Genomic DNA, 24,817 nt, shown 5'->3' with positions numbered 1-24,817 from the left:
TTGATGACCGTCCGTCCAAGGCCGCCGACAGCCCTCGCTCCGCCCGAACTTGCCGTCTACAACGATCGGAGCGGACTGATCGGTCGGGGGCGAGCCAATCTGGCTTGGAGGATGACGGTCATCCCGCCGGCAACGGCGATGCGGTCTTCAGGAAATCCACTCCCCTTGTGGCTTCGGCCCACGCTTTCAGCGCAGTCGGAACCTAGAGAAATGGAACAGGGTGTTCGGGAGCCAGTTTGGCGGCGATGAGAGCGACCGTCGCATCGGCAAGATTGGGAGCGCGTCCACTCCAATCCTCGACAGAGGCGCGGGTGAAGGTGACCGCCACGGCAATGGTTATACGCCCGATTCTCGAGCACTCCTGCGGTAAGGTTCCGACGGCAGAGGCGTAGCCACCGAAAAGAGGGGTTTGAAACACCCAGTCGCCGCGCAGCATGGCGCCGAGCCCATAGTTGAAGCGCTTTGTCAGACTATGGCAGGTTGGGCAGCCTTCGAGCGGCACACCGAAGCCGATCAGGCGTGGCTCTATCATCTGCTTCAGCGATTGCGCGGAGAGAAAGCCAGCGCTTCCGACGATCGTGTCGAAGCTGCGGGCCATGTCGTCAATCGTCGTGACCTGGATCGCACCGGCAGGCAACGTCCATGACGGATTCCAGTAGGTCGCGTCCTCCCACACGCCGCGCTCTGCCGTGAAGGCGTGGATGGCGGGTTCTGGGATCGTCGCGTTGTCGAATCCGAAGGTGCCGCCAAGTTTGAGTGGTGTCAGGATGTACTCGTCCATCAGGCGATGCATCGGCTTGCCCGTGGCCGCCTCGAGAACCTGCCCGAGAATGACGTACCCGCTATGGGAATAGTCCCAGTTTTCTCCGGGGGCAAAGCGCCTCGCCTGGGACAGGCTTACCGCGATGAGATCCTGCGGCTTCCACGTCCTGAAGGGATCCTCGATGAATGGCTTCACGAATTTTTCGTCATTGGCGACATGATCGGGATACCCCGCCGTCATGTTCGCCAGCATACGGATGGTCGCCTTGCCTGAGGCGGGCAGATCAGGGAGCCAGCGCGAGATGGGCATGTCGAGATCGACGATGCCTTCCTCCGCGAGTCTCAAGGCAAGCGCTGCAATATATGTGAGGGCCACGGCCCCGTTGCGGAAACGCCCATCTATCTTCGCCGGCACGCCGGTCATCGCTTCGCCAAGCGCGAGGCTCGTCACGTCCTTGCCGTCGATGCGCACCTGCAAGAGAAGCGAATTCAGGTGGTGCTTTTCGAACTGCGCAGAAGCGATTGAGCGGATCTCTTCCAGGCTCCTTAGGTCGAGTTCCTGCGCCTGCGCGATTGGCCATGATGCGCCGACGCAGCCCATGAATATGACAGCGAGCCTAGCCGCAAAGAACATTTGGCGCCCCAAAAGCTGAGGGTTGCGAAGGCAATGGTCGCGAGAAGGACGTCGCCAGGATCATCGCCGAACGGATATCGCGGAGCTGACGATGGCGAGCTTTGGGGCATGCCGCAGTCGCTACGGGCGTGGGACAAGGGGAAACTTCGATTGAAACTAAGGGGATATCGTTGCCAGGCACCATGACCGTACATCCCAACTTGATGACCGCGCGTCCGGGATCGCCGCCTGTTCCTGCGCCCGAGCGGCCTTACCCCTGCAGCGATCGGAACCGGACTGATCGGGTGGAGGTGCCGAGAGTTGGGATGGGCTCTGAATGCACGAAGCCGACCTGATCTGCCTCTTGAAACGTCCTCGGTGCACCGGCCAAATCGGCCGGCCTGCGTGCATGCTGGAGTAAGGGCTCTCCAAGGTCGATCTCGACACGTTCGGCGAGGCTGCCTGGAATGCAGCCAGTGAGGCGAAGCCGAAGTTCTGCTTCGGAAGGCCCTCGTTTGCGTCGCAAGCCGTCGCTGCCTAACCTCCGTGGCCGAGCGTTTGCCGTGTGGGCTCGCTGATCCAGTCAGGGATGCCGAATGCCGCGCCGGAGAGCCCGTTCAATGTCACCTCAGTGCGTCCTCCTCCTGATGATCGGCCTTGTTGCCTCATCAGGCTCAGCGCTTGCGGAGAGCGGCGATGTCTCAGGCGTGGTCAACGTCGACGGCAGCCGCAAGATGTACCTCGGATGTCGTGGCATGGGGGCTCCTGCCGTCGTCATCGTGGCAGGCGCGAGAGCCTCCGCCGCTGATTGGACCCAGTCCGAGCCAGGCAAGGTGAACGTCTTTTCCGCAGTGGCGGGGTTCACGCGGGTCTGCGCCTACGACCGGCCGGGAACTCCGGTCGGCGAAGCGCCGAGCCGCACCGACCCGGTCTCGCAGCCGGTCACCGCGCGGGCAGCAGTCGCCGATCTGCATGCGCTGGTGACCGCTGCCGGCATCGCGACGCCTTTCGTGGTCGTCGGGCATTCCTATGGCGGCCTCGTTAGCCGGCTCTATGCGATGACCTATCCCGACGAGGTGAATGGGATGGTGCTCGTCGATGCCTTGTCAGAGGGGCTTCGGGCAGCGCAGGCCCCTCGTGAATGGGCGATCCAACGCGTGCTGCTCGATGGCGACCTGACTGAAGCCCTCAAAGTCTATCCGGCGATCGAGCGAGTCGATGCGAATCTCAGCTTCGATCAACTGCTCGCTGCCGAGCCGCTCCGACCGATGCCTTTGACCGTGCTGAGCGCGGATCACCCCTGGGGACCGCTCGTCCCGGGGCTTATCGCCGATGGCCGGCTGCCTGCCGACATTCCTTCCGATTTCGGCTACGTCACCGACAGGGCGCAGAGGGAGGCGCAGGCAAAGCTCGCTGCACTCGTGCCGGGCGCCAGGCATGTCACGAACACCGACAGCGGCCACGAGATCCACAAGGAACGGCCGCAGCTCGTGATCGACGCCATCCGCGACGTTGTCGACGCCGCGCGTGACGGCAAGGCGAGCCGGGCGCCGTAACGCCAGCATGCGCCGCCGCGTTTCATGGGAACTTCGCTGAAGGCCTACACGCGAGAGACTGCACGTCGCGAACCCGACGAGAGTGTGCCAAGGATCGGCCGGTAAGGTCGACAGAGGGGAAGCTCAATCTGGATAGCAGCACGAGAGGTCGTGATAGGGTTCGGTTCTCGTTGAAAAAATAATGCAATTCGGCTAGGGCTGCGGCGCACGGAGTCGTCTTGATGAATGAGCGTTCGCTTCCCCGCCAGACATCGCGGAAGCCCAGCAATCTCCATACCGCTCTCGCGAAGCGAATTCTGGCCTGCGCCGCCGAGAAGCAGTGGTCGGCCGGCTTCCACCTGCGGGAGGCCGAGATTGCCCGAGCTTTCGAGGTTTCACGTACTCCGGTGCGGGCCGCGCTCGGCCTGCTGGCGGAGCAGGGCGCAGTCGAAGCGCGCGCGAACCAGGGCTTTTTTCTTGCGCGGGACGGCAAGGATCTCGAGGCCGCAGAGCGCTCCCTGCCGAGCGCGCGCGACGAGGACATCATTCATGCCATCCTGCGGGATCGCGAGGCTGGCCGCCTGCCCGAGAACCTCATCGAAACCGACCTCCTGCAGACCTATCAGATCGGCCGGAGCGCGCTCGGCAAGGTTCTGCTGCGGCTTGCGGAGGATGGGCTGATCAAGCGGCGCCGCGGTCACGGCTGGAGCTTCGTACCGTCGCTCGCTTCGCCTGAGGCGCGGGAGGAAAGCTATCGCTTCCGCATGATGATCGAATGCATGGGGCTGTGCGAGCCGAGCTTTCGGGTCAACAAGCCGGCCTTTGCCCGAAGCCGGGCAGCGCATGATGCTTTCATCGCCGATCTCGACCATACGCCGTCCGCAGAGCGCTTCTTCGAGATCAATGCCGGCTTTCACGGCATGCTCGCCGCCTGCTCCGGCAATCGCTTCGTCGTCCAGGCGATGGAGGCGCAGAACTCCCTGCGGCGCCTGACCGAGTACGCCGATTACGGCGGCCTCGATCGGGAGGCGTTGCTGCGATCCTGCCGGGAACACCTGGCGATCTTGGATGCGCTCGAGCAGGGCGACACGAACTGGGCGGCGACCCTGATGCGCCAGCATCTGACGCGCGCGCCGCGCTGAGCCGGTCTTTCCTTCCCCGCGGCTGAGCCGAAGGCGTCACGCCTTTGCATTCGTGAGATTCGGTTGGCCCGAGCGCGGCCATCATGCTTGCTTGACATTGTATTATTTTTGCAAAAAGATCAAAACAACATCCAGCGTTCCCGAGGTTCAATCTTGCTCGCTTCTGCCGCCACCCGCCCGAATGACCTCGATGCCCATTGGATGCCGTTCACGGCCAATCGGCGTTTCAAGAGTGATCCGCGCCTCTTCGTCGGAGCCGAGGGCAATTATTACCTGACGGCTGACGGGCGCCGGATCCTCGACGGCATGGCGGGACTCTGGTGCGTGAATGCCGGACATGGCCATCCGCGGATCAAGGAGGCGATCAAGGCCCAGGTCGACAGGCTCGACTACGTCTCCTGTTTCCAGATGGGGCATCCCGACGCCTTCACGCTGGCGAGTCGCATCGCCAACATGATGCCGAAGGGGCTCGACCATGTCTTCTTCTCCAATTCGGGCTCGGAAGCGGTCGACACCGCGCTCAAGATCGCGCTGGCCTATCACCGCCAGCGCGGCGAGGCAGGGCGTACCCGCCTGATCGGCCGGGCGCGCGGCTATCACGGCATGGGCTTCGGCGGGCTCTCGGTCGCCGGCATCAGCCGGCATCGCCGCGATTTCGGGCCCCTCCTGCCGGGTGTCGCCCATCTCCCGCACACGCTGGACCTGGCCAGGAATGCCTTCTCGCGAGGCGAGCCCGATCACGGCGCTGATCTCGCCGAGGATCTCGAGCGGCTCGTGCAGATCCATGATGCGTCAACGATCGCGGCTGTCATCGTCGAACCGGTTGCGGGCTCGACCGGCGTGCTGCCGCCGCCCAAGGGCTATCTCAGGCGCCTGCGCGAGATCTGCGACAAGCACGGCATCCTGCTGATCTTCGACGAAGTGATCTCGGGCTTCGGGCGGCTCGGCGCCTCCTGCGCCGCCGAAGCCTTCGGCGTCATTCCCGACATGATCACCTGCGCCAAGGGGCTGACCAATGGCGCCGTGCCGATGGGGGCGACCATTGTCGGGCCGCATATTTACGAGGCCTTCATGACCGGGCCGGAAGGCAGCATCGAGCTCTTCCACGGCTATACATATTCGGGGCACCCGCTCGCCTGCGCCGCGGGCCTGGCCACCCTGCAGGTCTATGAAGAGGAAGGGCTGTTCGAACGCGCGCGGCGGATCGCGCGCCACTGGGAGGATGCGGCGCATGCCCTGAAGGGCGCGCCGCACGTCATCGATATCCGCACTATCGGTCTCGTGGCCGCGATCGAGTTTGAACCGCGGCCTGGCGGAGCGGGGCAGCGCAGTTCGGAATGCGCCGAGGCTTGTTTCCAGGACGGTGTCCTCGTCCGCGCCGGCGCCGACCTGCTGGTGCTGTCGCCGCCGCTGACGATCGAACCCGACGAGATCGACCGCCTCTTCGCCAGCATCCGCAAGGCGCTCGCAACCATCGCCTGATCCGGCCCATCCCCGTTTGAAGAGGTTGCGCGACGTGAGCGCCTATCCCGAGATTACCCTGCATATCGGCGGCGCGGCTCGCGCGGGCTCCGGCGCCCAGATCGAGATCCATGATCCTGCGTCCGGCGACATCCTGGCCACGGCGCGCCTGGCATCGGCAGCCGATCTCGACGACGCGCTGAAGGCTGCCGAGGCGGGCTTTTCTGCCTGGCGCGCGGTCTCGGTCTTCGAACGCTGCCGTATCCTGCGTCGCGTCGGCGAATTGCTGCGGGCGCGTCAGGACGCCATTCGCGAGGTGATGACGCGTGAGCAGGGCAAGCCTCTCGCCGAGGCGCGCGGCGAGGTGGCCGCATCTGCCGAGGTCTTCGACTGGTATGCGGAGGAAGGGCGACGCGCCTATGGTCGGGTCGTTCCAAGCCGCACGGCCGGCGCCCGGATGATCGTGGTGCGGGAGCCGATCGGCCCCGTTGCCGCCTTCGCGCCCTGGAATTTTCCGGCGCTGACGCCGGCGCGCAAGATCGCCGGTGCGCTGGGTGCCGGCTGTTCGATCATCATCAAGCCGTCGGAAGAAACCCCGGCGACCTGCCTTGCCCTGGTCGAGGCCTGCGTCGAGGCGGGCGTGCCGGCGGGCGCGATCAACCTCGTCCTGGGAGATCCGCCAACGGTCTCGCGGCATCTCGTCGGCTCAGCAGTGATCCGAAAGGTCTCGTTCACCGGTTCCACGGCGGGTGGGCGTGCGGTTGCAGCCCTGGCCGCCCAGGGGCCCAAGCGCGCGACACTGGAACTCGGCGGCCACGCCCCCGTCCTGGTGTTCGATGATGTCGATGTCGAGGCGGTGGCTGCGCTCGGCGCCCAGCGAAAATTCCGCAATGCCGGCCAGGTCTGCGTCGCGCCGACACGGTTCTATGTCCACGAGGCGGTGCATGATCGCTTCGTCACCGCCTTCGCCTTGGCCGCCCAGCGGATCAAGGTCGGCAATGGCCTCGACCAGGGCATCGGCATGGGGCCGCTTGCCAATGCCAGGCGGTTGGAAGCGGTGCATGGATTGATCGAGGATGCCCAGCGCCATGGCGCCAGGCTTATCTGCGGCGGTGAGCGCATCGGCAATCGTGGCTTCTTCTACGCGCCGACCGTTCTCGCCGATGTGCCGGAGGCTGCGGCGATCATGAGCGAGGAGCCCTTCGGACCGGTGGCTCCGATCGCCCGCTTCCGCGATCTGGACGAGGTCATCAGTCGTGCCAACGGCCTGCCGGTCGGGCTCGCCGCCTACGCATTCACAGGCTCCTGCTCACGGGCCCTGGCGCTCGGCGAACGGATCGAGGCCGGGATGGTCGGCATCAACCGCTTCGAGATCGCTGCGGCGGAAACCCCATTCGGCGGGGTCAAGGACAGCGGCGACGGCCGCGAGGGCGGCACCGAGGGGCTCGACGCCTATCTTGTCACCAAGACGATCAGCCAAGCCTGAGACGACCGGAGAAAGACGACCTATGACGCGCAACGGACATGGCGAGAAGCTCTCCTATTACCAGCTCGGACGGACGGCGATCTTTGCCTGCCAGGCCGACCAGCGCTTCTCCTATTGCTGCTATATTCCCGAGGGCTATGAGGAGAACGGCACGAAGCGCTATCCGCTGGCCGTTCTGATCCATGGCAGCACCCGCACGGTCGACAGCCTGCGCGACCAGTTCATCGATTTCGCCGAAGCCAACCAATGCGTCGTCCTGGTGCCGCTCTTTCCCTGCGGGATCGGGGAGCCGGGTGACACGCATAACTACAAGCGCATCCTCTATCGCGGCATCCGTTACGACCTCCTGGTCCTGGCGATGATCGAGGAGATCGGCGAACTCTATCGCCTCGACGCCGAGAAGGTGCTGATGCACGGCTTCTCCGGCGGCGGGCAGTTCGTGCACCGCTTCTTCTATCTGCACCCGGAGCGACTGCTGGGGGTTTCGATCGGCGCTCCCGGCGTCGTGACGCTGCCGAACCCGGACAAGCCGTGGTGGCTCGGGACAGGCGATCTGAAGAGCATCTTCGGACGTGAACTTGATCTGTCCGAGATGCGGAAGGTCGCGGTCCAGATGGTCATCGGCGGCGATGACATCGAGACCTGGGACGTCACCGTCGCTCCCAGTTCCTCGAACTGGATGGAGGGCATCAACGAGACCGGCGTGACGCGGGTCGATCGCCTGCGCTCGCTGGAGCGCGCCTTCCTGAGCCTCGATATCCCGGTGCGCTTCGATGTCGTGCCCGGCGTCGAGCATATCGGACATCTCGTGCACCCCCCGGTGAAGGAGTTCTTCGCCAGCGCGCTTGCCCAACGGCAAAACCTCTGGCGGGGGCAGGGCGCGGCGATCTGCCAGCCATTTGGGCGGTGACACCGGAAAACCGGGCGCCGCTCGTGAACGAAAGGGAGAGATCATGAAGGTTGCATGGCTTGCGGCCCTGGCCGCGCTCGCCTGCCCGATGCAGGCGCTCGCTCAGGTCCCGAAGCAGGGTGGCGAGCTGCGCATCGCGCTCTCCACCGATATCACGAGCAGCGAGCCGGGTGTTCGGCGCAGCGGCGACAGCGACACCATCCTCCATCATGTGCTCGAGGCTCTGGTCGCCTATCGCGAAGACCTGACCATCGCGCCGTTGCTGGCCGAGTCCTACACGGTCGGCGATGGCGGCCGCAGCTACAGCTTCACCCTGCGCGACGGCATCACCTTCCATAACGGTGCGCCGATGTCCTCGGCGGACGTGAAATGGAGCTGGGACCGAATGCTGGACCCGGCGACGAAATGGCAGTGCCGGGGTTGGTATGACGGTTCGCAGGACGCCAAGATCGAGGCGATCGAGACGCCCGATGCCCGCACGGTGGTCTTCAGGCTCGCCGCGCCGTCGGCGCTCTTCCTGCACTATGTCGCCAATGTCCAATGCCTGACCGGCATCCTGCACAAGGATTCGGTCGGGCCGAACGGCGAGTGGCGTCAGCCGGTCGGCACGGGCCCCTTCACCTTCGCCGAGTGGCGCAAGAACTCGTTCATCCTCCTCAAGAAATTTGCCGGCTACCGACCGCGTTCCGAGCCGATGAGCGGCTATGCCGGCGCGCGCCTCGCCCATGTCGATCAGGTGCGCTGGATGGTGGTGCCCGACGATGCCACGCGCAGGACGGCCTTGCGGGCAGGCCAGATCGACTGGATCGTCACCGATGTTTCGGATGTGGTCGAGCTGAGGGCGGCCAAGGGCGTCAGGGTCTCGACCGCACAGGGGCTGAGCTGGAACGTGCTGCTCGTCCAGACACGCGATCCGCTCTTCGCCGATATTCGCGTCAGACGCGCGCTAGCCCATGCTATCGATCTCAAGACGCTGGTGGAAACCAGGACGGACGGGCTCGGCAAGCCCAATCCCTCGGCCATCCCGGACTCGAGTTCGGCCCACACGGCCGTCCACGGCAAGGGTTATGCCTACGACCCCGATCTCGCCCGCAGGCTGCTGAAGGAGGCCGGATATGACGGGCGGCCGATCAAGCTGCAGACGTCGCAGAAGCTCGCCCATCTCTACGATACCGCCATCATTCTCCAGTCGATGCTCAAGCAGGCGGGCTTCAATGTCGATCTCGAGGTGCTGGAATGGGCAACCCAGCTCGACCGCTACAGCAAGGGCAATTTCCAGCTTCAGTCCTTCCGCTTCACGGCACGGCTCGAACCTTCGCTGAACTACAAGACGATCGTCGGCTCCAAGGATGTCGATCCTGACAACCAGTGGGAGGACCCGCATGCGATCGCGCTGCTGTCCTCGTCGACGGCGGAGCTCGATCCCGGCCGACGCCAGGCGATCTTCGACGAACTGCACCTGCGCATGATCGACCAGGCACCGATCGTCAGCCTCTACAACACCCCCCTCGTCGAAGCCTCGAGCGACCGCGTCGACGGCATCGGCGTCACCGGCTTCGGCAAGATGCGCGCCTGGGGCGTGTGGATCACCCGTTAGCAGGAGCAAGCCAATGACGACCTCGCCCTTTCCCTTCGTCTCCATCTCCGGTGCCCCGCGCGAGCGCGGCCGGCAATATGGCGAGGCCGCCAGGGAGCGCGTGCGCCGGAGCGTCGGGCTCTATGGCGACCAGCTCGCGGAGTTCGGCTACTCGGCCGCGGCCCAGTCCGAACTGATCACGGCGTTCGCGGGCGAGATCGAGGCCTTCGGAGCCCATTACATCGAGGAGATGCGCGGGATAGCCGAAGGGGCTGGCGTCACGCTCGAAGACATCGTGATAGTCAATGCCAGGACCGAGGTCATCGCCAAGGCCCGCATCGAACGGAGCAGGCCGCAGCGGGAACAAGACGAAGCCGATGATGGCTGCACCGGTCTCGTGGTCATGCCGGAGCGCAGCCTGTCGGGGCGGCTGATCCACGCCCAGAACTGGGACTGGCGCGCCGAATGCGCGGAGACGGCGATCGTGCTGCGGGTGCGCCCCGATAACGGCCCGGATTTCCTGACCTTCGTCGAGGCCGGGGGGCTTGCCCGTTCCGGCATGAATGCGGCTGGGCTCGCCATCACCGCCAATTATCTCGACAGCGACCGCGACTATCGCCAGCAGGGGGTGCCGCTTGCCTTGATCCGCCGCAAGGTGCTCGAGCAATCCCATCTCGCTTTCGCGATCAGGGCCGTCGCGACGACGCAGAAGACCTGCTCGAACAACATGATCCTGTCGAGCGCAGAGGGGTTTGCGGTCAATTACGAATGCGCCCCGGACGAGGCTTTCGCGATCTATCCGAGCGACGGGCTGATCGTGCACGCCAATCACTGGGTCAGTCCCATTGCGCTCGGCAAGCTCAGGGATACCGGTCTCATCAACGTGCCGGACAGCGTCTACCGCGACTGGCGTGTGCGCCGATTGCTGGATCAGAGCGGTGGCACCCTGTCCGCCGCCGAGGTTAAGGCTGCGCTCTTCGACGATTTCGCCACGCCCTACAGCGTCTGCCGGCCACCGCGGCCCGGCCTGCGCGACGCTCACCTCTCGGCGACCGTCGCGATGGTGGTGATGGAGCCGGCGAGCGGCGTGATGGAGGTGGCTGCTCTTCCCGCCCTCGATCGCCGCTTCACCCAATACAGCCTCGCCGACGAGCCGAAGATGCTCGCGGCCTGACATTTCTATCCACGGGAGGAATGAATGAGAATGCGTTTCACGGCACTCGCATTGATGATGGGTGCTGCCTGTTTTCAGGCGTCGACGGCTGAGGCCGACACTCTGCGCGTGCGTCTCAATGCCGATATCCGGAGCGTCAATCCCGGGGTGAACCGGGACGACACGACGGATGGCGTGGTGCTTCACATGGTCGAGGGCCTCGTCGGCTACTCCGCCAACGGCACCCCGAAGCCGCTGCTCGCAGACAGCATCGAGGTGTCTCCGGATGGGCTGACCTATACGCTCAGGCTGCGCAAGGGCGTGAAGTTCCACGATGGCACGACGCTGACATCCGCGGATGTCGTCTGGAACTGGCAGCGCTACATGGACCCGAAGACGGGCTGGCTCTGCACGGGAGAGTACAACGGATCGGACATACTCAAGGTCGAGATCGCCGCTCCCGATGCGGACACCGTCGTCTTCACCCTGAACCGGCCGAGTTCTGTCTTTCTCGCGGGCATCGCGCGGAACCAGTGCGGGCAGACTGCGATCGTCGCCCGCTCGTCCTTCAACCCTGACGGCTCGTTCAAGGCGCCGGTCGGGACCGGGCCATTCAAGTTCGGGGAATGGAAGCGCGGTGAATATGTCCGCCTTGACAGGTTCGACGGCTATACCGATCGCGGCGGCGAGCCGGATGGTTATGTCGGGGGCAAGCGCGCGCTCGTCGATACCGTCAATTTCATGGTGATCCCCGACAACGCCACGGCCAAGGCCGCGCTGCTGCGTGGCAATATCGACATCCTGCCTTCGCTGGCGGCAGCCGATATTCCAGAGCTGAAGGCGCGGCCGGAGATCAAGGTCTCGTCCTCGCCGACCATGATGCTCAACACGATCCTGCTGCAGACCCGCGATCCGCTGCTGGCCAACGTCAAGATGCGTCAGGCCATCGCCGCCGCGATCGACACGCGCGAACTCGTCAAGGCCGTATCGGAGGGGCTGGGGCAACCAAACGCTTCGGTCGTCCCGACGGAATCGCGCTTCTACTCGAAGGAGCAGGCCCGCCTCCATAGCTATGACCCGGCCAAGGCTGCCCGCCTGCTGAAGGAGGCGGGTTATGCCGGCCAGCCGATCGTGCTGATGGCGAACAAGAACGAGCGCGACACTTATGAGAGCGCTGTCATCGCCCAGGCGATGCTGCAATCGGCCGGAATCAACGCGACGCTCGAGGTGCTGGAATGGGCGACGCAGCTCGATCGTTACAGCAAGGGCAACTACCAGATGCAGTCCTTCTCCTATTCGGCCCGCTATGACCCCGCCCTGGCCTATGGCGCGGTGATGGGCTCGAAAGACAAGCGGCCGAACCGGATCTGGGACGATCCGCAGGCGGAGGAACTCCTGCGCGATATCCTGGCGTCGACCAAGGATGGCGAACGTCAGGCCCTGTTCGACAAGCTCCATGCTCTCTTCATCGAGCAGGCGCCGTTTCTGATGCTCTATAACGGTGTCGAAGTCGCCGCGGCGCGCTCGAGCGTCCAGGGCTATGCCGCGACCATCATGCCGAAGCCGAGACTCTGGGCCGTCAGCCTCAAGAAGTGACCGATGGGCGCGCAGGCAAACCGCCCTCCAGCGGGCCGCCTGCGCTGTCGTCCGCCAGGTGTCCCCAACAAGCGAGACATGATGAAAGTCGCGTTGATCCAGATGAATGCCGGCCAGGACAAGGCCGCCAATATCGCCATCGCACAGCGCCTGATCGAACAGGCCTGCCGAGAAGAGAAACCCGATCTCGTCATGCTGCCGGAGTGCTTCACGCTCTATGGCGGCGATGCCGACGCCCAGCGCGCCGCGGCCGAGCCGTGCCCGGGCGGCGAAGCCTATGCCATGCTGCGAGAGGCTGCCGCCCGCCACGCCGTCTACATCCATGGCGGCTCGTTGAACGAGCGTGACGGAGACCGCATCTTCAACACCAGTCTCGTCTTCGACCGCATGGGGCGCGAGGTCGCCCGCTATCGCAAGATCCACCTCTTCGCGATCACCGCGCCGGATGGCACGGTCTATGACGAAGGCAAGATCTACGGCGCGGGATCCGAGCTGGTGACCTTCGATCTCGACGGCGTCACTGTCGGCTGCACGATCTGCTATGATCTGCGTTTCCCCGAATTGTTTCGCGCGCTTGTCGACGCTGGCGCCCGCATGATCGCGGTGCCGGCAGCCTTTACCCTGCACACCGGCAAGGAGCATTGGGAGCCGCTGCTGCGGGCCCGTGCCATCGAGAGCCAGTGCTTCATTCTCGCGCCCGGGCAGGAGGGGCCCTTCGAGGAAGATGGGCAGATACTCTACAATTACGGGCACTCGCTCATCGCCGAACCATGGGGCGCGGTCATCGCCAAGCGCGCCCTGGGCGAAGGCATCGTTGCAGCTCGGCTGGATCTTGCCGCGATCGATCTCGCCCGCACGCGCATCCCGCTGGCGCGCCACCGCCGTCTGCCCTTTGCCTCTGTCAGGTGAGCATCCGATGACGCGGAAACAGCCCAAGATCGGCTGCTGGCTTGCAGCGCCCGACGTGGTCTTCGTCGAAATCGCGGCGGACCTGGCATTCGATACGCTCGTTCTCGATGTCGAGCACGGGACGCTGTCGCTTGGGGATCTCGACAAGCTCATTCCACTTGCTCGCGCCCTGAAGCTCGAAGTTCTGGTCAAGGTTGCCGGGCCGCAGGCCGAGCCGATCCAGCAGGCGCTCGATTTCGGCGCGAATGGCGTCGTGATCCCGCATGTCGGTTCGGTGGCGCATGCAACGGCAATCTGCCGTTCGGCGAAATACCCGATGCTGGGAACCCGGAGTTATGCCGGAGCCCGCAGCGTCCGCTATGGCGCGCCGTCCGCCAGCTATTTCGAGGACGATAACCGCGAAACCGCCTGTTACCCGATGGTCGAGACGGCCGAGGCGCTTGCCGATGTCGAAGCCATTCTCGCCCTGCCGACCGTGGATGGCGTTTTCGTTGGCCCCTCGGACCTTTCGCTGACGCGGGGGAGAGGTCGCTATCGCTTCAGTGATGCCGACAGGGGCGATATCGGCCGGATCGCTTCAGCCTGCGCTGCAGCGGAAAAGCCCTGGATCATGCCGGCATGGTCCGCAGCAGAACGAGCCTTCGCCGGGGAACACGGCGCGTCACTCCTGGTGGTCGCGGAGCAGCAGGCAGCGATGGCCAGCGGGCTCCAGATGGCGCGCACTGCCGTGTAACGATGCGCGGCCTCGTGCGCCTGACCACTGGGCGGTTCCGGGCTTGCAGAGATGTCGGCCTCCCCCGCGCTGACGGGGCAATGACCTCCTCCGCCAGACGGACCTCTCGGCTTCTCATGTGAAGAAAGCGGGCAACGCCGCGTCGTTGCGGCGCTGCATGAGGTCGCCGCCATCGGCCTACCTGTCCGATGAGCCGACGCACGGTTTGGCTCCAATTTTTGATGGAAGCTCCGCGAATGGGGGGCGGACGGCGCAGACAATTCGTCCGAATTTGTAGCAATATCAATTGATTGCGAGATGGCACAGCGCTTGCGCTACCGGCATTCACCGAGAGCTACAAATGAGCGCCGAGCATGCTGTGGCAGGCCATCGTCGATTTCGACGGAACGATAACGTGTGAAGACACGACCGACCAGATCCTGGCCCGTTTCGCGGAACCGGGCTGGGAGGCTATCGAGGACGACTGGGTTTCCGGCCGGATCGGCTCCCGCGAATGCATGGCCAGGCAGGTCGAATTGCTGCGCGTGCTGCCGGCCGTGCTCGACGGCTTCACCGAGACGATTGCGATCGATAGCGGCTTCAGCGCCTTCGTCGCACTCTGCCGGCGGCACGATATCCCGGTTACGGTCGTCTCCGACGGCCTTGACCGCACGATCCGCGCGGTGCTGGGCCGGATCGGGCTCGGCGCACTGCCCGTCATCGCCAATCACCTCGCTGCGGTCGGCGGCGAGCGCTGGCAGTTGACGTCGCCGCATGCCGCACTATCCGGCGATTGCGCGAGCGGCACCTGCAAATGCCGAGTGGCCGACGGCTTCGGACGACCGCTGACCCTGCTCGTCGGTGACGGCCGCTCGGATTTCTGTCTCGCCGGCCAGGCGGATCTCGTCTTCGCCAAGAAAAGCCTCATCGGGCATTGCCACGACAACGCTCTGCCTCATCACCCCTTCTCCGATTTTTCCGAGGCCGTCGGCCTGCTGGAAGAACTGCTGGCCAGCCCGGTGACGAGCGGAGCCCAGAACCAACTCAAGGATATGATCGATGGATGACGGATACGCCTTGCTTGAGCCGGCTTCCCCGGTACTGGCTGGTCTGCAATCCCGGCCGACGAGCCTCCATGCCGAGGAGGAGGCGCGCCTGCTCGCCCTCGAAGCGGAATACTGCTCCCATGGCGACACGGTCCATTACACGCAGTTCCCGAAGATCTTCTCGGGCTGCGACGGCTCCTACATGTTCGATGCCGAGGGCAATCGCTTCCTCGATCTGCAGATGTGGTATTCGGCGGTCAATTTCGGCTACGCCAATCCGCGCCTGAACGCGGCGCTGAAGCGCCAGATCGACACTCTGCCGCAAGTTGCGAGCCAGTATCTCCACCGCGAGAAGATCGAACTCGCCGCGATGATCGCCCGTGATGCGCAGGCGAAATTCGGCAGCAAGGGCCGGGTGCATTTCAATGTCGGCGGCGCACAGGCGGTCGAGGATTCACTGAAGCTCGTGCGCAATGCGAGCAACGGCAAGAGCCTGATGTTCGCCTTCGAGGGCGGCTATCACGGCCGCACGCTCGGTGCCTCCGCCATCACCTCGTCCTACCGTTACCGCCGGCGCTTCGGCCATTTCGGCGAGCGGGCCCAGTTCGTGCCGTTTCCCTACCATTTCCGCGCGCCCAAGGGCATGAGCAAGGAAGAATACGGCGTGCATTGCGTGAAGCAGTTCGCGCGCCTGTTCGAGAGCGAGTATAACGGCGTCTGGGATCCCAAGGCCGGCCAGTCGGAATATGCGGCCTTCTATGTCGAGCCGCTTCAGGGCACCGGCGGCTACGTCATTCCGCCTCCGAATTTCTTCATCGAGCTGAAGAAGGTCCTCGATCAGCACGGCATCCTGCTCGTCGTCGACGAGATCCAGATGGGCTTCTACCGGACCGGAAAGCTGTGGTCGATCGAGCATTTCGGCGTGCAGCCGGATGTGATCGTCTTCGGCAAGGCGGTCACCAACGGGCTGAACCCGCTCTCCGGCATCTGGGCCAAGGAAGAGCTGATCAACCCCACCATCTTCCCGCCAGGTTCGACCCACTCGACCTTCAACGCGAACCCGCTCGGCACCGCCGTCGCGCTCGAGGCGATGAAGATGATGGAGGAGGACGACTACGAGACCATGGTGATGGAGAAGGGGGCCTATTTCCTCGAAGGCCTCCAGGAACTGAAGCGCCGGCACCGGATCGTTGGCGACGTCGATGGTCTCGGCATGGCGCTGCGCATCGAGATCTGCGAGCCGCATGACAGCTACACCCCGTCGAAGCGGTTGGTCGACCTGATGTGCGACGAAGGCATGAAGGCCGATCTGGTGGTCGACGGCCAGCGCTACGGGCTCGTCCTCGACATTGGCGGCTACCACAAGAACGTCATTACACTGGCTCCGGCGCTGACAATGACCCACGCGGAGATCGATCTGGCGCTCGCGCTGCTCGATCAGTTGTTCACGCGCGTCGCCAGGGTTTGAAAACGGCGAGGTCGGACGTGCAGTTGCGTGTGATCGACCTCGACGGCAGTGCGGCGGTTCAGGAGCCGCTGCACCGGCGCATCGATGCGGGAGCCGCCACCCGCATCGATGCGACCGATCTTGGAAGCGCATTGCGTATCGTCGCAAGCAGGCGGGCGCTGAGCCTGCTGCACGAGCGACTGCGCGCGAAACCCATGCGCGAAGGCGAGGCTTCCGTGACATTCTACGGATCAGGCGACTTCCATCATCTGACGGCCGGCCTGCTTGCGCAGACCGGTCGGCCGCTGACGGTCGTGCATTTCGACAATCACCCCGACTGGGTGCGGTTTCCGGCGACCGTGAATTGCGGCGCCTGGGTCAACCGCGCCCTCGAACTCGAACACGTCAAACGGGTCGTGACGATCGGCCCGTGCAGCAGCGACCTGGTCAGGCCGGAATGGCAATTCGCCAATCTGGACGCGGTCTCCGACGGGCGGATTGAACTCTACCCATGGCGGCATGCGCCCTCTCGCGTCTGGCGCCGCTATCGTGATGGACGCGGGCACACGCAGAAGGCCGGGGCACTGCACTGGCGCAATCTCGCGAATGAGAACTGGGGCGACTTCCTCGATGAGCTGATCCGCAACCTGCCGACCCGTCGGATCTGGTTGACGATTGACAAGGATGTTCTTGGCCCGGGCGATGCCGCGACCAACTGGGATCAGGGCGAGCTGCCGCTCGAGAATCTGCTGCTTGCGATCGAACGGCTGGCGGAGCAGTGCGAGATCGTCGGCGTCGATATCTGCGGCGACTATTCCGAGCCACGCTTCGCCGATCCGTTCCGGGCGACGCTCGCCTATTTCGATCATCCGCCGCGACGCCCGGTCACGGACGCCGAGCTGGCGGTCAATGCGCGCGTGAACGGTGTCTTGCTGGATTGCTTCGACCGGGTGCTGCCATGACGCTCGTGCTCTGGTTCGCCTTGTCGGTGATCTGCGATGTCGCAGGCCAGCTCTGCTTCAAGCTTGGGGCTGATCGTTTGCCCGACGTACACGGACGGGCGCTCGTCCTGGCCGCGCTGCGGGACAGCTGGATCTGTTGGGGAATCCTGATCTACCTCGTCGAGGTCGTGGTTTGGTTGCGGATTCTTGCCGAAGTGCCGCTTTCGATCGCGTTCCCGATCGCCAGCCTGAATTTCCTTGGCGTCACGCTTGCCAGCGCCGTGTTCCTCAAGGAGCGCGTCGTGCGTCGGCAATGGCTCGGCGCCTGTCTCATCACTCTTGGCGTCGTCATCGTCGCCCGCACCGCCTGAGGGATTCGTTTCCGTGGCAGCAAAAGACAACAGCCTTCGCTTCGCCGGTGGCCGGACCGGGTTCCTCCTGATCCATGGCCTGGGGGGCACGCCAGTCGAGCTGCGGCTCGTCGCGCGCGCGCTGGCGCGGGCCGGTCACACCGTTCATTGCCCCCAGTTGGCGGGGCATTGCGGCAGCGAGGGCGATCTCCTGGCGACGGGCTGGCGCGACTGGACAGCCAGCGTAGAAGCCGAGCTCGCACGGATGAAGCTGATTTGCGACACGGTCATCGTCGGGGGACTGTCGATGGGGGCGGTAATGGCGATGCATATCGCGGCACGCCACCGCGACGACGTACAGGGGCTTGCCCTCTACGCCCCGACGCTCTGGTATGATGGTTGGTCGATCCCCTGGTACAGCTTTCTGCTGAAGCTGCTGATCAACACGCCCATGGGCCGCCGCTATCGCTTTGTCGAGCGCGAGCCCTATGGCGTCAAGGATGAGCGCACCCGCGCGATGATCGTGGGGGCGATGGGCGGCGGGGACAGCTCGCAGGCCGGCCTCCTGGGCACGCCCGCGGGCTCGCTTCAGCAGATGTGGGCGCTGATCAAGGACACGCGCCGCCGGATGGGCGAGATCACCTGTCCCGCGCTCGTCGTGCAGGCGCGCGAGGACGACATCTCCGGTCTCTCCAATGCGGCCTATATCCAGCGGCGCCTTGGCGGAATCGTCGATACCGTCGTGCTGAATGACAGCTATCATCTCGTGACCATCGACCAGCAGCGCGATGTCGTGATCGACCGCTCGCTTGCCCTGGCGGCGCGGCTGTCCGTTCCAGACAAGGTCCGACGGGAGCCGGCGAGCCTCTGCGCCGTTGCGGCGGAATGAACGCGCCGCGCGCCCGCATCGTCGAACGGATCGCCGAGATTGCGCCCGAGGCGTGGGATCGCTGCTGCCCCGGCGAAGCCGAAAACCATGCCTATTACAGCGCCTGTGAGCAGGCGCTGGCCGGAAGCGGCAGCGGGATCGCCATGGGCGCGGCCTGTGTCGAGGATGCCCTTGGCGTCAGTGCCATCGCGCCGTTCTTCCTGTTCACCTATCGGCTTGATACGCCATTTCAGGGTGGGCTCCGGCGCTTCGGAGATGCGGTGTTCAGGCTGGCGCCGCGTCTCGTCTGCCTCAAGGTGCTCTGTGTCGGCTCGCCCTATGCCGAACGCTGTCATGCCTGCGTGCGCAATGGGCTTGAATCGGATCAATCCGCGTCCGCATTCGCCGCGCTGGGCGAAATTCTCGACCAGCACGCCCGAAGCGTGGGGGCCGATGTCGTGGCCTGGAAGGATGTTGCCGCGCAGGGTGCGTCGGATCTGCGTGATGCGCTGCTGTCGCGGGGATTTGCTGGTGTCGGCAGCCTGCCGTTCGCGGTCCTCGATCTGCCCTTCGCTGGCGAGGCGGACTATCTCGCCTCGCTCTCGGCTGCCACGCGCAAGGATATCCGGCGCAAGCTGGCGAAGGCCGGCGAGATCCGGGTCGAGATGCGGCATGGGCTCGAGGGTATCGAGAGCGAGATCGCCGAGCTCTACGAGTCGACGCGGGCCGAGAGCGACCTCGACTACGGTGATCTGGAGGTGCTCCCCCCGGGTTACTTCAAGGCTGTCTCGGCGGCGCTCGGCGAGCGCGCCGTCTTTGCTCTCTATTGGGTGGGCCAGACGCTCGCCGCCTTCAATCTGCTGCTGATCGAGAATGACAGGGTGATCGATAAGTTCCTCGGCATGCGCTACCCGCTCGCCCGTCAGCACAACCTCTATGTGGTGAGCTGGATGACGAATGTTCGTTTCTGTCTCGAACGCGGCATCGCCCGGCTGCAGACCGGCCAGACAGCCTATGCGTCGAAACTGCGCTTCGGCAGCCGGCTGGTGCCTTCAACGGTCTTCTTCAGGCACCGGAATGCCGCGCTGCAATGGGCCCTGAAATCGGCCAGTCCCTGGTTCGCCTTCGACAGGTTCGATCCGGACCTGCGGGCGCTGCCCCGGACACCGGCAAGGGAGCAGGCGGCAAGGGAGCAGGCGGCATGAGCACGATCGAGACCTCGCGGCAGCCCGTGCCATGGCGCCAGCTTTGGATCTGGACGGTCTTCATTGCGCTCGATACCGCGACCCAGCTTGCCTTCAAATGGGGGGCGGACGGGCTCGCCGACATGGATTTCGGGCTGCAGATGATGATCAGGGCATCGACGCTGCCGGGCGTCTGGCTGGCGGCGCTCGGCTATGCCGCAACGTTCATCGTGTGGATGCTGATCCTGCGTGACATGCCGCTCAGCCGCGCCTTTCCGATGACCGGGCTCGCCTATGTCACGGTGCCTCTGCTCGCCTGGCTTGCGCTCGGCGAACGGATCGATGCCGTTCAAGCCGGTGGCATCGCCCTGATCGTCGCCGGCGTCATTGCTTTGGGTTGGGAGGATGAGGAGGATGGCGATGGCCAGACTTAGCGCTAGAATGCTTGTTCTCGCCGCATTGGTGGCGATGCCGTCGCTGCATGCCGCCGCTGCGGACCCGATGAGCGAGGTCGTCGGGCGCTGGCGCGATTCCGATGGCGAGTCCGAGATTGCGATCGCGCGCTGCGGGCAGGCGCTCTGCGGCAAGATCGTCTGGCTCAAGCAGGAGCGGGTCGATCGATCAAACCCCGACAGCAATTTGCGCGGGCGCTCGCTGCTCGGTGTCCAGGTCCTGACTGGCTTCAGGCCTGAGGGTACGGCGGGGCTGCTTGCAGGGGAGGGGTATAATCCGGAGGATGGTCGCACTTACAAGACCACGATCCGCTTGCAGTCACAGAGGACACTCGTCGTAAAGGGGTGCGTGCTGGGTGGTTTTATCTGCGATGACGACACCTGGACGAGGCGACCCTGAGCGGACGTCCTGCTTGGGCAGAACGCAGCCTTCCATTGTCCTGGAGACGGCTTGATGCCAATTCGCAAGACGTCGCTGCGGTTGAGGCTTGTGATCGGCTTCCTGCTCGTCAGCGTCCCGGCGATGCTGACCTCTGCCTATGTCGCGGCACGGCTGATCTCCTCCGCCTTTGAGGCGAATGTCGAGCAATGGCTCGGCGAGACCTCGCGCTTCTTCATGCTCGAGGTGACCGAAGCGACTCAGGAGGCGCAGCGCGTCTCCAGCGTCATCGGCCACCGCCTGGAGACTTCGGTCCATGGCGATCTTCGCCGCCCCAAGGCCATCGAGCGGGAGTTCGCGCTGCTCAGTTCGGTCGGCTATGACCTGATCGCGATCTATGACGATCGGCGCGAAATGCTGTTCAACTCGCGCGACTTCACGTCCTCGGCTGTCCTGCCCACCGAAACGAGCCAGGGCATCTTCAAGATCACGACCGGGGATGAAAAGCACCTCATGGCCGGCGCCGTGCAGAGCGTCCAGGTCAATGACAAGCCGGCTTACGTTCTTGTCGGCACCTGGCTCGATGATTCTTATCTCGGCAGCATCAAGGTGGTGACCTCGCTGGATGTCCGGCTCTTCGCCGAGACCAGCGCGGGCCTCGAATCCGTCATGCTGACCCATCCGGACGATACGCGCACGGTACCCGATGCGATCCGTGAGCGCCTGGCGAAGGGCGAGGATACGATCTTCGACCGCGAGGCCGATGGCGGCGCCTATCGTGCGGTCTACACCGCCTTCCGCGGTATCGATGGCAAGCTGGCGGCTGTCGCATTCATCGGGCTGCCGAGCGGTGCCGACTTCTTCGAGCAGCTTGGACCATCCCAGCTCTTCATCGGCATCTTCCTGCTAGGTAGCCTCATCTCGATCATCGTCGGCGCTGCGATGTCGGGTATCCTGGTCAAGCCGCTGCGTGCGTTGACGCGCGGCGTCCGGGCGATTGCAGCCGGCGATTTCAAGCAACGGGTTCCTGAAACCGGCGGGCGCGAGATTGCGCAGCTCGCCGCAGGCTTCAACGGTATGGCGGAGCAGCTCGGCAAGCTGCATGCTCTGGAGACCGAGCTCCGGCGTCGCGACAGGCTCTCGGCCCTTGGGCAAGCGGCGATGGTGATTGCCCATGAAGTCCGCAACCCGCTCGGTATCATCAAGACCTCGACCGAGGTGGTGCGCAATCGCGCCAAGCTCGGGGCCGCCGAGGACCGCATGCTTGGTTATGTGATCGAGGAGGTACGCCGCATCGAGACGCTGGTGCGGGACTTTCTCGACTTCGCTCAGCCCAAGGCGCCGAGCAAGACGGTCTTTCCATTCCGCGCGGTGATCGATCGGGTGGCCTCGATCGCCATGCCGGAGCTTGACCGTCATGACGTCGTCCTCGACATCAGGGATCATAGCGGGGGTGGGCTGATCTCGGGCGACCCGGACCAGCTCCATCAGGCGGGCCTGAATCTCGTCCTGAACGCGATCGATGCGATGCCCGCCGGCGGAATGATCACGGCGGAGCTCACATCGGCCGATGGAGAGATTTCGCTGACAATCAGCGATCAGGGGGATGGCGTGGCGGACGAGATCAGGGGCGAGATCTTCAATCCCTTCTTCACCACCAAGACGAAGGGCACGGGGCTTGGCCTCGCGAAGGTGCAATCCGTCGCTGCTGCGCATGGTGGCCGCGCCCATTATGCGAGCCCGCCGGGGCAGGGCGCCTCGTTCACAATTACATTGCCTTTGCTGGAGCGTGGAGCACCCGGATGACCCACAGCATCCTGGTCGTCGATGACGAAACCCGACTGGCCGATGTTCTGGCGGCTGCGCTGGATGATCTCGGCTATCGCGCGACCGCCGTCGAAAACGCCCGCGAGGCGCTTTCCAGTCTGGAGCAGGAACGGTTCGACCTCGTGTTGACTGATCTGCGCCTGCCCGGGATGGATGGGCGCGCCCTGCTACAGGAGGTGCGCAAGCGCTGGCCGGATGTTCCGGTCGTGGTCATCACCGCCTTTGCCACGGTTCGCGATGCTGTCGAACTCGTGAAGGAGGGCGCCTTCGACTACATCGCCAAGCCGTTCGAGATGGAGGATGTCGCGGCCGTCATTCGCCGCGCCTTGCGGCTGGCCGAGGTGGTGCGCGACAATGAGCGGCTGCGGGGCGAACTCGAGGGCCGTTACAGCTTCGAAAATCTGATCGGAACAAGCCCGCCCTTCAGAAGGGTGATCGAGCAGGTCACCGAGGTCTGTGAGACGCGCGCCACGGTTATGCTCAACGGAGAAAGCGGCACCGGCAAGGAGGTCGTCGCACGCGCGATCCATTTCAACAGTCCGCGCCGGAACAAGCCCTTTGTCGCGATCAATTGCGCTGCCATCCCCGAGACATTGCTCGAAAGCGAGCTCTTCGGTCATGTGAAAGGTGCCTTTACCGGAGCGCTGGCCAACCGCGTCGGCCGCTTCGCCGCCGCCGATGGCGGAACGCTCTTCCTCGACGAGATCGGCGATATGCCGATCGCCGTTCAGGCGAAGCTGTTGCGTGCGGTTCAGGAGCGCAGCTTCGAACCTGTCGGCGGCACCCGCAGCCAGACGGTGGATGTCCGGCTGATCGCGGCAACCCATAGGGACATGCGCCAGGCGGTTGCGTCCGGCGAGTTCCGGGAGGACCTGTTCTATCGGCTCAACGTCTTCCCGATCCAGTTGCCTGCCCTGCGTGAGCGGCGCGAGGACATCCCGATCCTCGCCGCCCATTTCCTCGCGACGCTGGCCGAGGCGATGGGCAAGCGCGTGACCGGCTTTACCCCGGCCGCTCTCTCGGCGATGGACGGCCATGACTGGCCCGGTAATATCCGTGAGCTGCATAATTGCGTCGAGCGCGCCGTGATCGTCGCGAAGTCCCCGACCATCGACGTCCCGGATCTGCCTCGCGACTTGTTTGAAGGTGGCGCGCGGCGCGCCGAGCGCGATCGCCTCCCGAACGATCTCGATGCCGAACTCGAGCGGCTCGAGCGCGGCTTCATCATCGAGGCGCTGCGGCGTACGGACGGCGTCCAGGTCCAGGCCGCGCGGCTCCTCGGCATTGCCGAGCGCAGCCTGTGGCACCGCATTAAGAAACTGGACGTGAAACTCGGCAGAAAAATCGTCGAGTGACGCTGGGTTCGATCTTTACCGGTTTGCGACAGAGTTCAGATATGGCAAGCGATTGGGTGTCCTGCAGGAGCGACGATTGTGCCCGCCTACCCTAAGCTTGCCGTCGCCGGTCTGTGCCTGGTCGCTGGATCCCAGGTTGCTGTCGCGGCCGATCCGGCTCCGGCGCTGCTGAACCCCACTCCGGCCTCCGGCTGGATCGTGACGCTCGGCGGCTCGGGTCAGATCGGTCCCAAATATGACGGCGCAAAGGCCTACGGACCGTCGGGCACGCCGTCGCTGAGCTGGCGGCGGGTTGGCGAGCCGGAAGGGTTCAGCGCACCCGACGAGGGGCTGGACTTCGCCCTGTATGAGACGAGCCGCTTCAGCATGGGCGTCGTCGGCGACCTGAAGTCGGGTCGCTATTCCGGCTCGGATCGAAAACTGTTCGGCATGCGAGACGTGCCCTGGACGATCGAGGCTGGCGCCTTCGCCGAGTTCTGGCCGATCGAGGACCGGCTACGGACTCGTATCGAGGTACGGCAGGGCTTCCACGGCCATCATGGCATCGTCGCCGATATCTTCGTCGACTGGGTTCAACCGATCGGCCGCTTCACGCTCTCGGGTGGTCCGCGCCTGTCCTTCGGCAACCAGGCGTACATGCGCAGGAATTTCGGTGTGACGCCGGAGGAATCGCAGGCTAACGGCATCCTCGCCGCCTACAGCCCGTCGGGAGGCGTCAAATCGGCGGGCCTCGCGGCGGCACTCGAATATGCATGGTCGGACGTCTGGAAGACCACGGCCTATGCCCGCTATGACCGCCTGCTCCAGGATGCCGCGCGCTCGCCGATCGTCCGCACCATTGGCGCGCGCGACCAGTTCTCGTTCGGATTGAGCACGACCTATTCCTTCAAGATTGGCGGTTAGCGCCAACCCTCAGGCACAGAGCCAAGTGAAGGGGCTGTTCGAGCCGGGCCGGAAGCAGCCTGAACGGCACCCCGATCCGGCTCGCCCGCAGCAGCGGATTTATCAGCGATACGGGTCCTCGCACTCGTCATCGGGCGGGCTTCGTCTCCGGCTGGAGATGAGGCCCGCGGTCCAGCGCGCGGCCGCCATGATGAGCTGACGCCGCGACGA

General features: G+C 64.7%; 22 protein-coding genes. 21 read left to right on the top strand and 1 reads right to left on the bottom strand.

Annotated features, from left to right (window positions below):
- Positions 1–202 precede the first annotated feature (202 nt).
- Positions 203–1,396: a serine hydrolase domain-containing protein gene (locus AC1DW9_RS02815; protein ID WP_441504474.1), complete on the bottom strand. Its 1,194-nt coding sequence runs from the start codon at positions 1,394–1,396 to the stop codon at positions 203–205.
- 599 nt (positions 1,397–1,995) lie between these two features.
- Here AC1DW9_RS02815 and AC1DW9_RS02810 point away from each other — a divergent pair.
- From AC1DW9_RS02810 to AC1DW9_RS02710, 21 genes are all read left to right on the top strand, one after another.
- Positions 1,996–2,931: an alpha/beta fold hydrolase gene (locus tag AC1DW9_RS02810; RefSeq protein WP_441504475.1), complete on the top strand. Its 936-nt coding sequence runs from the start codon at positions 1,996–1,998 to the stop codon at positions 2,929–2,931.
- Positions 2,932–3,152: 221 nt separating this feature from the next.
- Positions 3,153–4,052, top strand: a complete 900-nt coding sequence (locus tag AC1DW9_RS02805; protein ID WP_441504476.1) for a GntR family transcriptional regulator — start codon at positions 3,153–3,155, stop codon at positions 4,050–4,052.
- A gap of 150 nt (positions 4,053–4,202) precedes the next feature.
- Entirely contained in the window at positions 4,203–5,534 is a 1,332-nt protein-coding gene (aptA, locus tag AC1DW9_RS02800; protein ID WP_476832144.1) for an omega-aminotransferase AptA, read from the top strand.
- Positions 5,535–5,568: 34 nt separating this feature from the next.
- Positions 5,569–6,999 (top strand): NAD-dependent succinate-semialdehyde dehydrogenase, encoded by a 1,431-nt coding sequence (locus AC1DW9_RS02795; protein ID WP_476775632.1) that lies wholly within the window; start codon positions 5,569–5,571, stop codon positions 6,997–6,999.
- Positions 7,000–7,021: 22 nt separating this feature from the next.
- Positions 7,022–7,909: an alpha/beta hydrolase gene (locus AC1DW9_RS02790; RefSeq protein ID WP_476775633.1), complete on the top strand. Its 888-nt coding sequence runs from the start codon at positions 7,022–7,024 to the stop codon at positions 7,907–7,909.
- A 43-nt stretch (positions 7,910–7,952) separates the two neighbouring features.
- The gene (locus AC1DW9_RS02785) at positions 7,953–9,506 is read left to right on the top strand and encodes an ABC transporter substrate-binding protein (RefSeq protein ID WP_476768474.1); all 1,554 of its coding nucleotides are present in this window, start codon (positions 7,953–7,955) and stop codon (positions 9,504–9,506) included.
- A 13-nt stretch (positions 9,507–9,519) separates the two neighbouring features.
- Positions 9,520–10,659, top strand: coding sequence for a C45 family autoproteolytic acyltransferase/hydolase (locus tag AC1DW9_RS02780; protein ID WP_441504480.1), 1,140 nt, complete (start codon positions 9,520–9,522; stop codon positions 10,657–10,659).
- Between the two features lie 24 nt (positions 10,660–10,683).
- Complete coding sequence (locus tag AC1DW9_RS02775; RefSeq protein ID WP_476775634.1) at positions 10,684–12,234, top strand: ABC transporter substrate-binding protein; 1,551 nt, start codon at positions 10,684–10,686, stop codon at positions 12,232–12,234.
- Positions 12,235–12,312: 78 nt separating this feature from the next.
- Positions 12,313–13,143, top strand: coding sequence for a carbon-nitrogen hydrolase family protein (locus AC1DW9_RS02770; RefSeq protein ID WP_441488095.1), 831 nt, complete (start codon positions 12,313–12,315; stop codon positions 13,141–13,143).
- A gap of 7 nt (positions 13,144–13,150) precedes the next feature.
- Positions 13,151–13,876 carry an HpcH/HpaI aldolase family protein gene (locus AC1DW9_RS02765; RefSeq protein ID WP_441504482.1) on the top strand — a complete coding sequence of 242 codons (726 nt, stop codon included), beginning with the start codon at positions 13,151–13,153 and terminating at the stop codon, positions 13,874–13,876.
- Positions 13,877–14,229: 353 nt separating this feature from the next.
- On the top strand, positions 14,230–14,922 hold the full coding sequence (locus AC1DW9_RS02760) for an MtnX-like HAD-IB family phosphatase (RefSeq protein WP_441488097.1): 693 nt from the start codon (positions 14,230–14,232) through the stop codon (positions 14,920–14,922).
- Positions 14,915–16,369: an aspartate aminotransferase family protein gene (locus tag AC1DW9_RS02755; protein WP_441488098.1), complete on the top strand. Its 1,455-nt coding sequence runs from the start codon at positions 14,915–14,917 to the stop codon at positions 16,367–16,369. Before AC1DW9_RS02760 ends, AC1DW9_RS02755 begins: the two co-directional genes overlap by 8 nt.
- 23 nt (positions 16,370–16,392) lie before the next feature.
- A complete protein-coding gene (locus tag AC1DW9_RS02750) occupies positions 16,393–17,310 on the top strand; it encodes an arginase family protein (RefSeq protein ID WP_473965325.1) in 918 nt (305 codons plus the stop codon).
- Positions 17,307–17,660 (top strand): EamA family transporter, encoded by a 354-nt coding sequence (locus AC1DW9_RS02745; protein WP_441488100.1) that lies wholly within the window; start codon positions 17,307–17,309, stop codon positions 17,658–17,660. Before AC1DW9_RS02750 ends, AC1DW9_RS02745 begins: the two co-directional genes overlap by 4 nt.
- Positions 17,661–17,673: 13 nt before the next feature.
- Complete coding sequence (locus AC1DW9_RS02740; protein WP_441488101.1) at positions 17,674–18,528, top strand: alpha/beta hydrolase; 855 nt, start codon at positions 17,674–17,676, stop codon at positions 18,526–18,528.
- The gene (locus AC1DW9_RS02735; protein WP_441504483.1) at positions 18,525–19,712 is read left to right on the top strand and encodes a GNAT family N-acetyltransferase; all 1,188 of its coding nucleotides are present in this window, start codon (positions 18,525–18,527) and stop codon (positions 19,710–19,712) included. The genes AC1DW9_RS02740 and AC1DW9_RS02735 overlap by 4 nt, the downstream gene beginning before the upstream one ends.
- Positions 19,709–20,125 carry an EamA family transporter gene (locus AC1DW9_RS02730; protein ID WP_441504484.1) on the top strand — a complete coding sequence of 139 codons (417 nt, stop codon included), beginning with the start codon at positions 19,709–19,711 and terminating at the stop codon, positions 20,123–20,125. Before AC1DW9_RS02735 ends, AC1DW9_RS02730 begins: the two co-directional genes overlap by 4 nt.
- Positions 20,112–20,543 (top strand): DUF2147 domain-containing protein, encoded by a 432-nt coding sequence (locus AC1DW9_RS02725; RefSeq protein ID WP_441504485.1) that lies wholly within the window; start codon positions 20,112–20,114, stop codon positions 20,541–20,543. Before AC1DW9_RS02730 ends, AC1DW9_RS02725 begins: the two co-directional genes overlap by 14 nt.
- Positions 20,544–20,597: 54 nt before the next feature.
- Positions 20,598–22,328 (top strand): ATP-binding protein, encoded by a 1,731-nt coding sequence (locus AC1DW9_RS02720; RefSeq protein WP_441504486.1) that lies wholly within the window; start codon positions 20,598–20,600, stop codon positions 22,326–22,328.
- Positions 22,325–23,704 carry a sigma-54-dependent transcriptional regulator gene (locus AC1DW9_RS02715; RefSeq protein WP_441488106.1) on the top strand — a complete coding sequence of 460 codons (1,380 nt, stop codon included), beginning with the start codon at positions 22,325–22,327 and terminating at the stop codon, positions 23,702–23,704. The genes AC1DW9_RS02720 and AC1DW9_RS02715 overlap by 4 nt, the downstream gene beginning before the upstream one ends.
- Before the next feature lie 78 nt (positions 23,705–23,782).
- Positions 23,783–24,607: a MipA/OmpV family protein gene (locus tag AC1DW9_RS02710; protein ID WP_441504487.1), complete on the top strand. Its 825-nt coding sequence runs from the start codon at positions 23,783–23,785 to the stop codon at positions 24,605–24,607.
- The last annotated feature ends 210 nt before the right edge of the window (positions 24,608–24,817 follow it).

The organism is Allobosea sp. P4_E12 (assembly GCF_056401655.1).
Note: the sequence above shows the minus strand (reverse complement) of the source record. Positions and strands in the feature narration are given on the sequence as shown.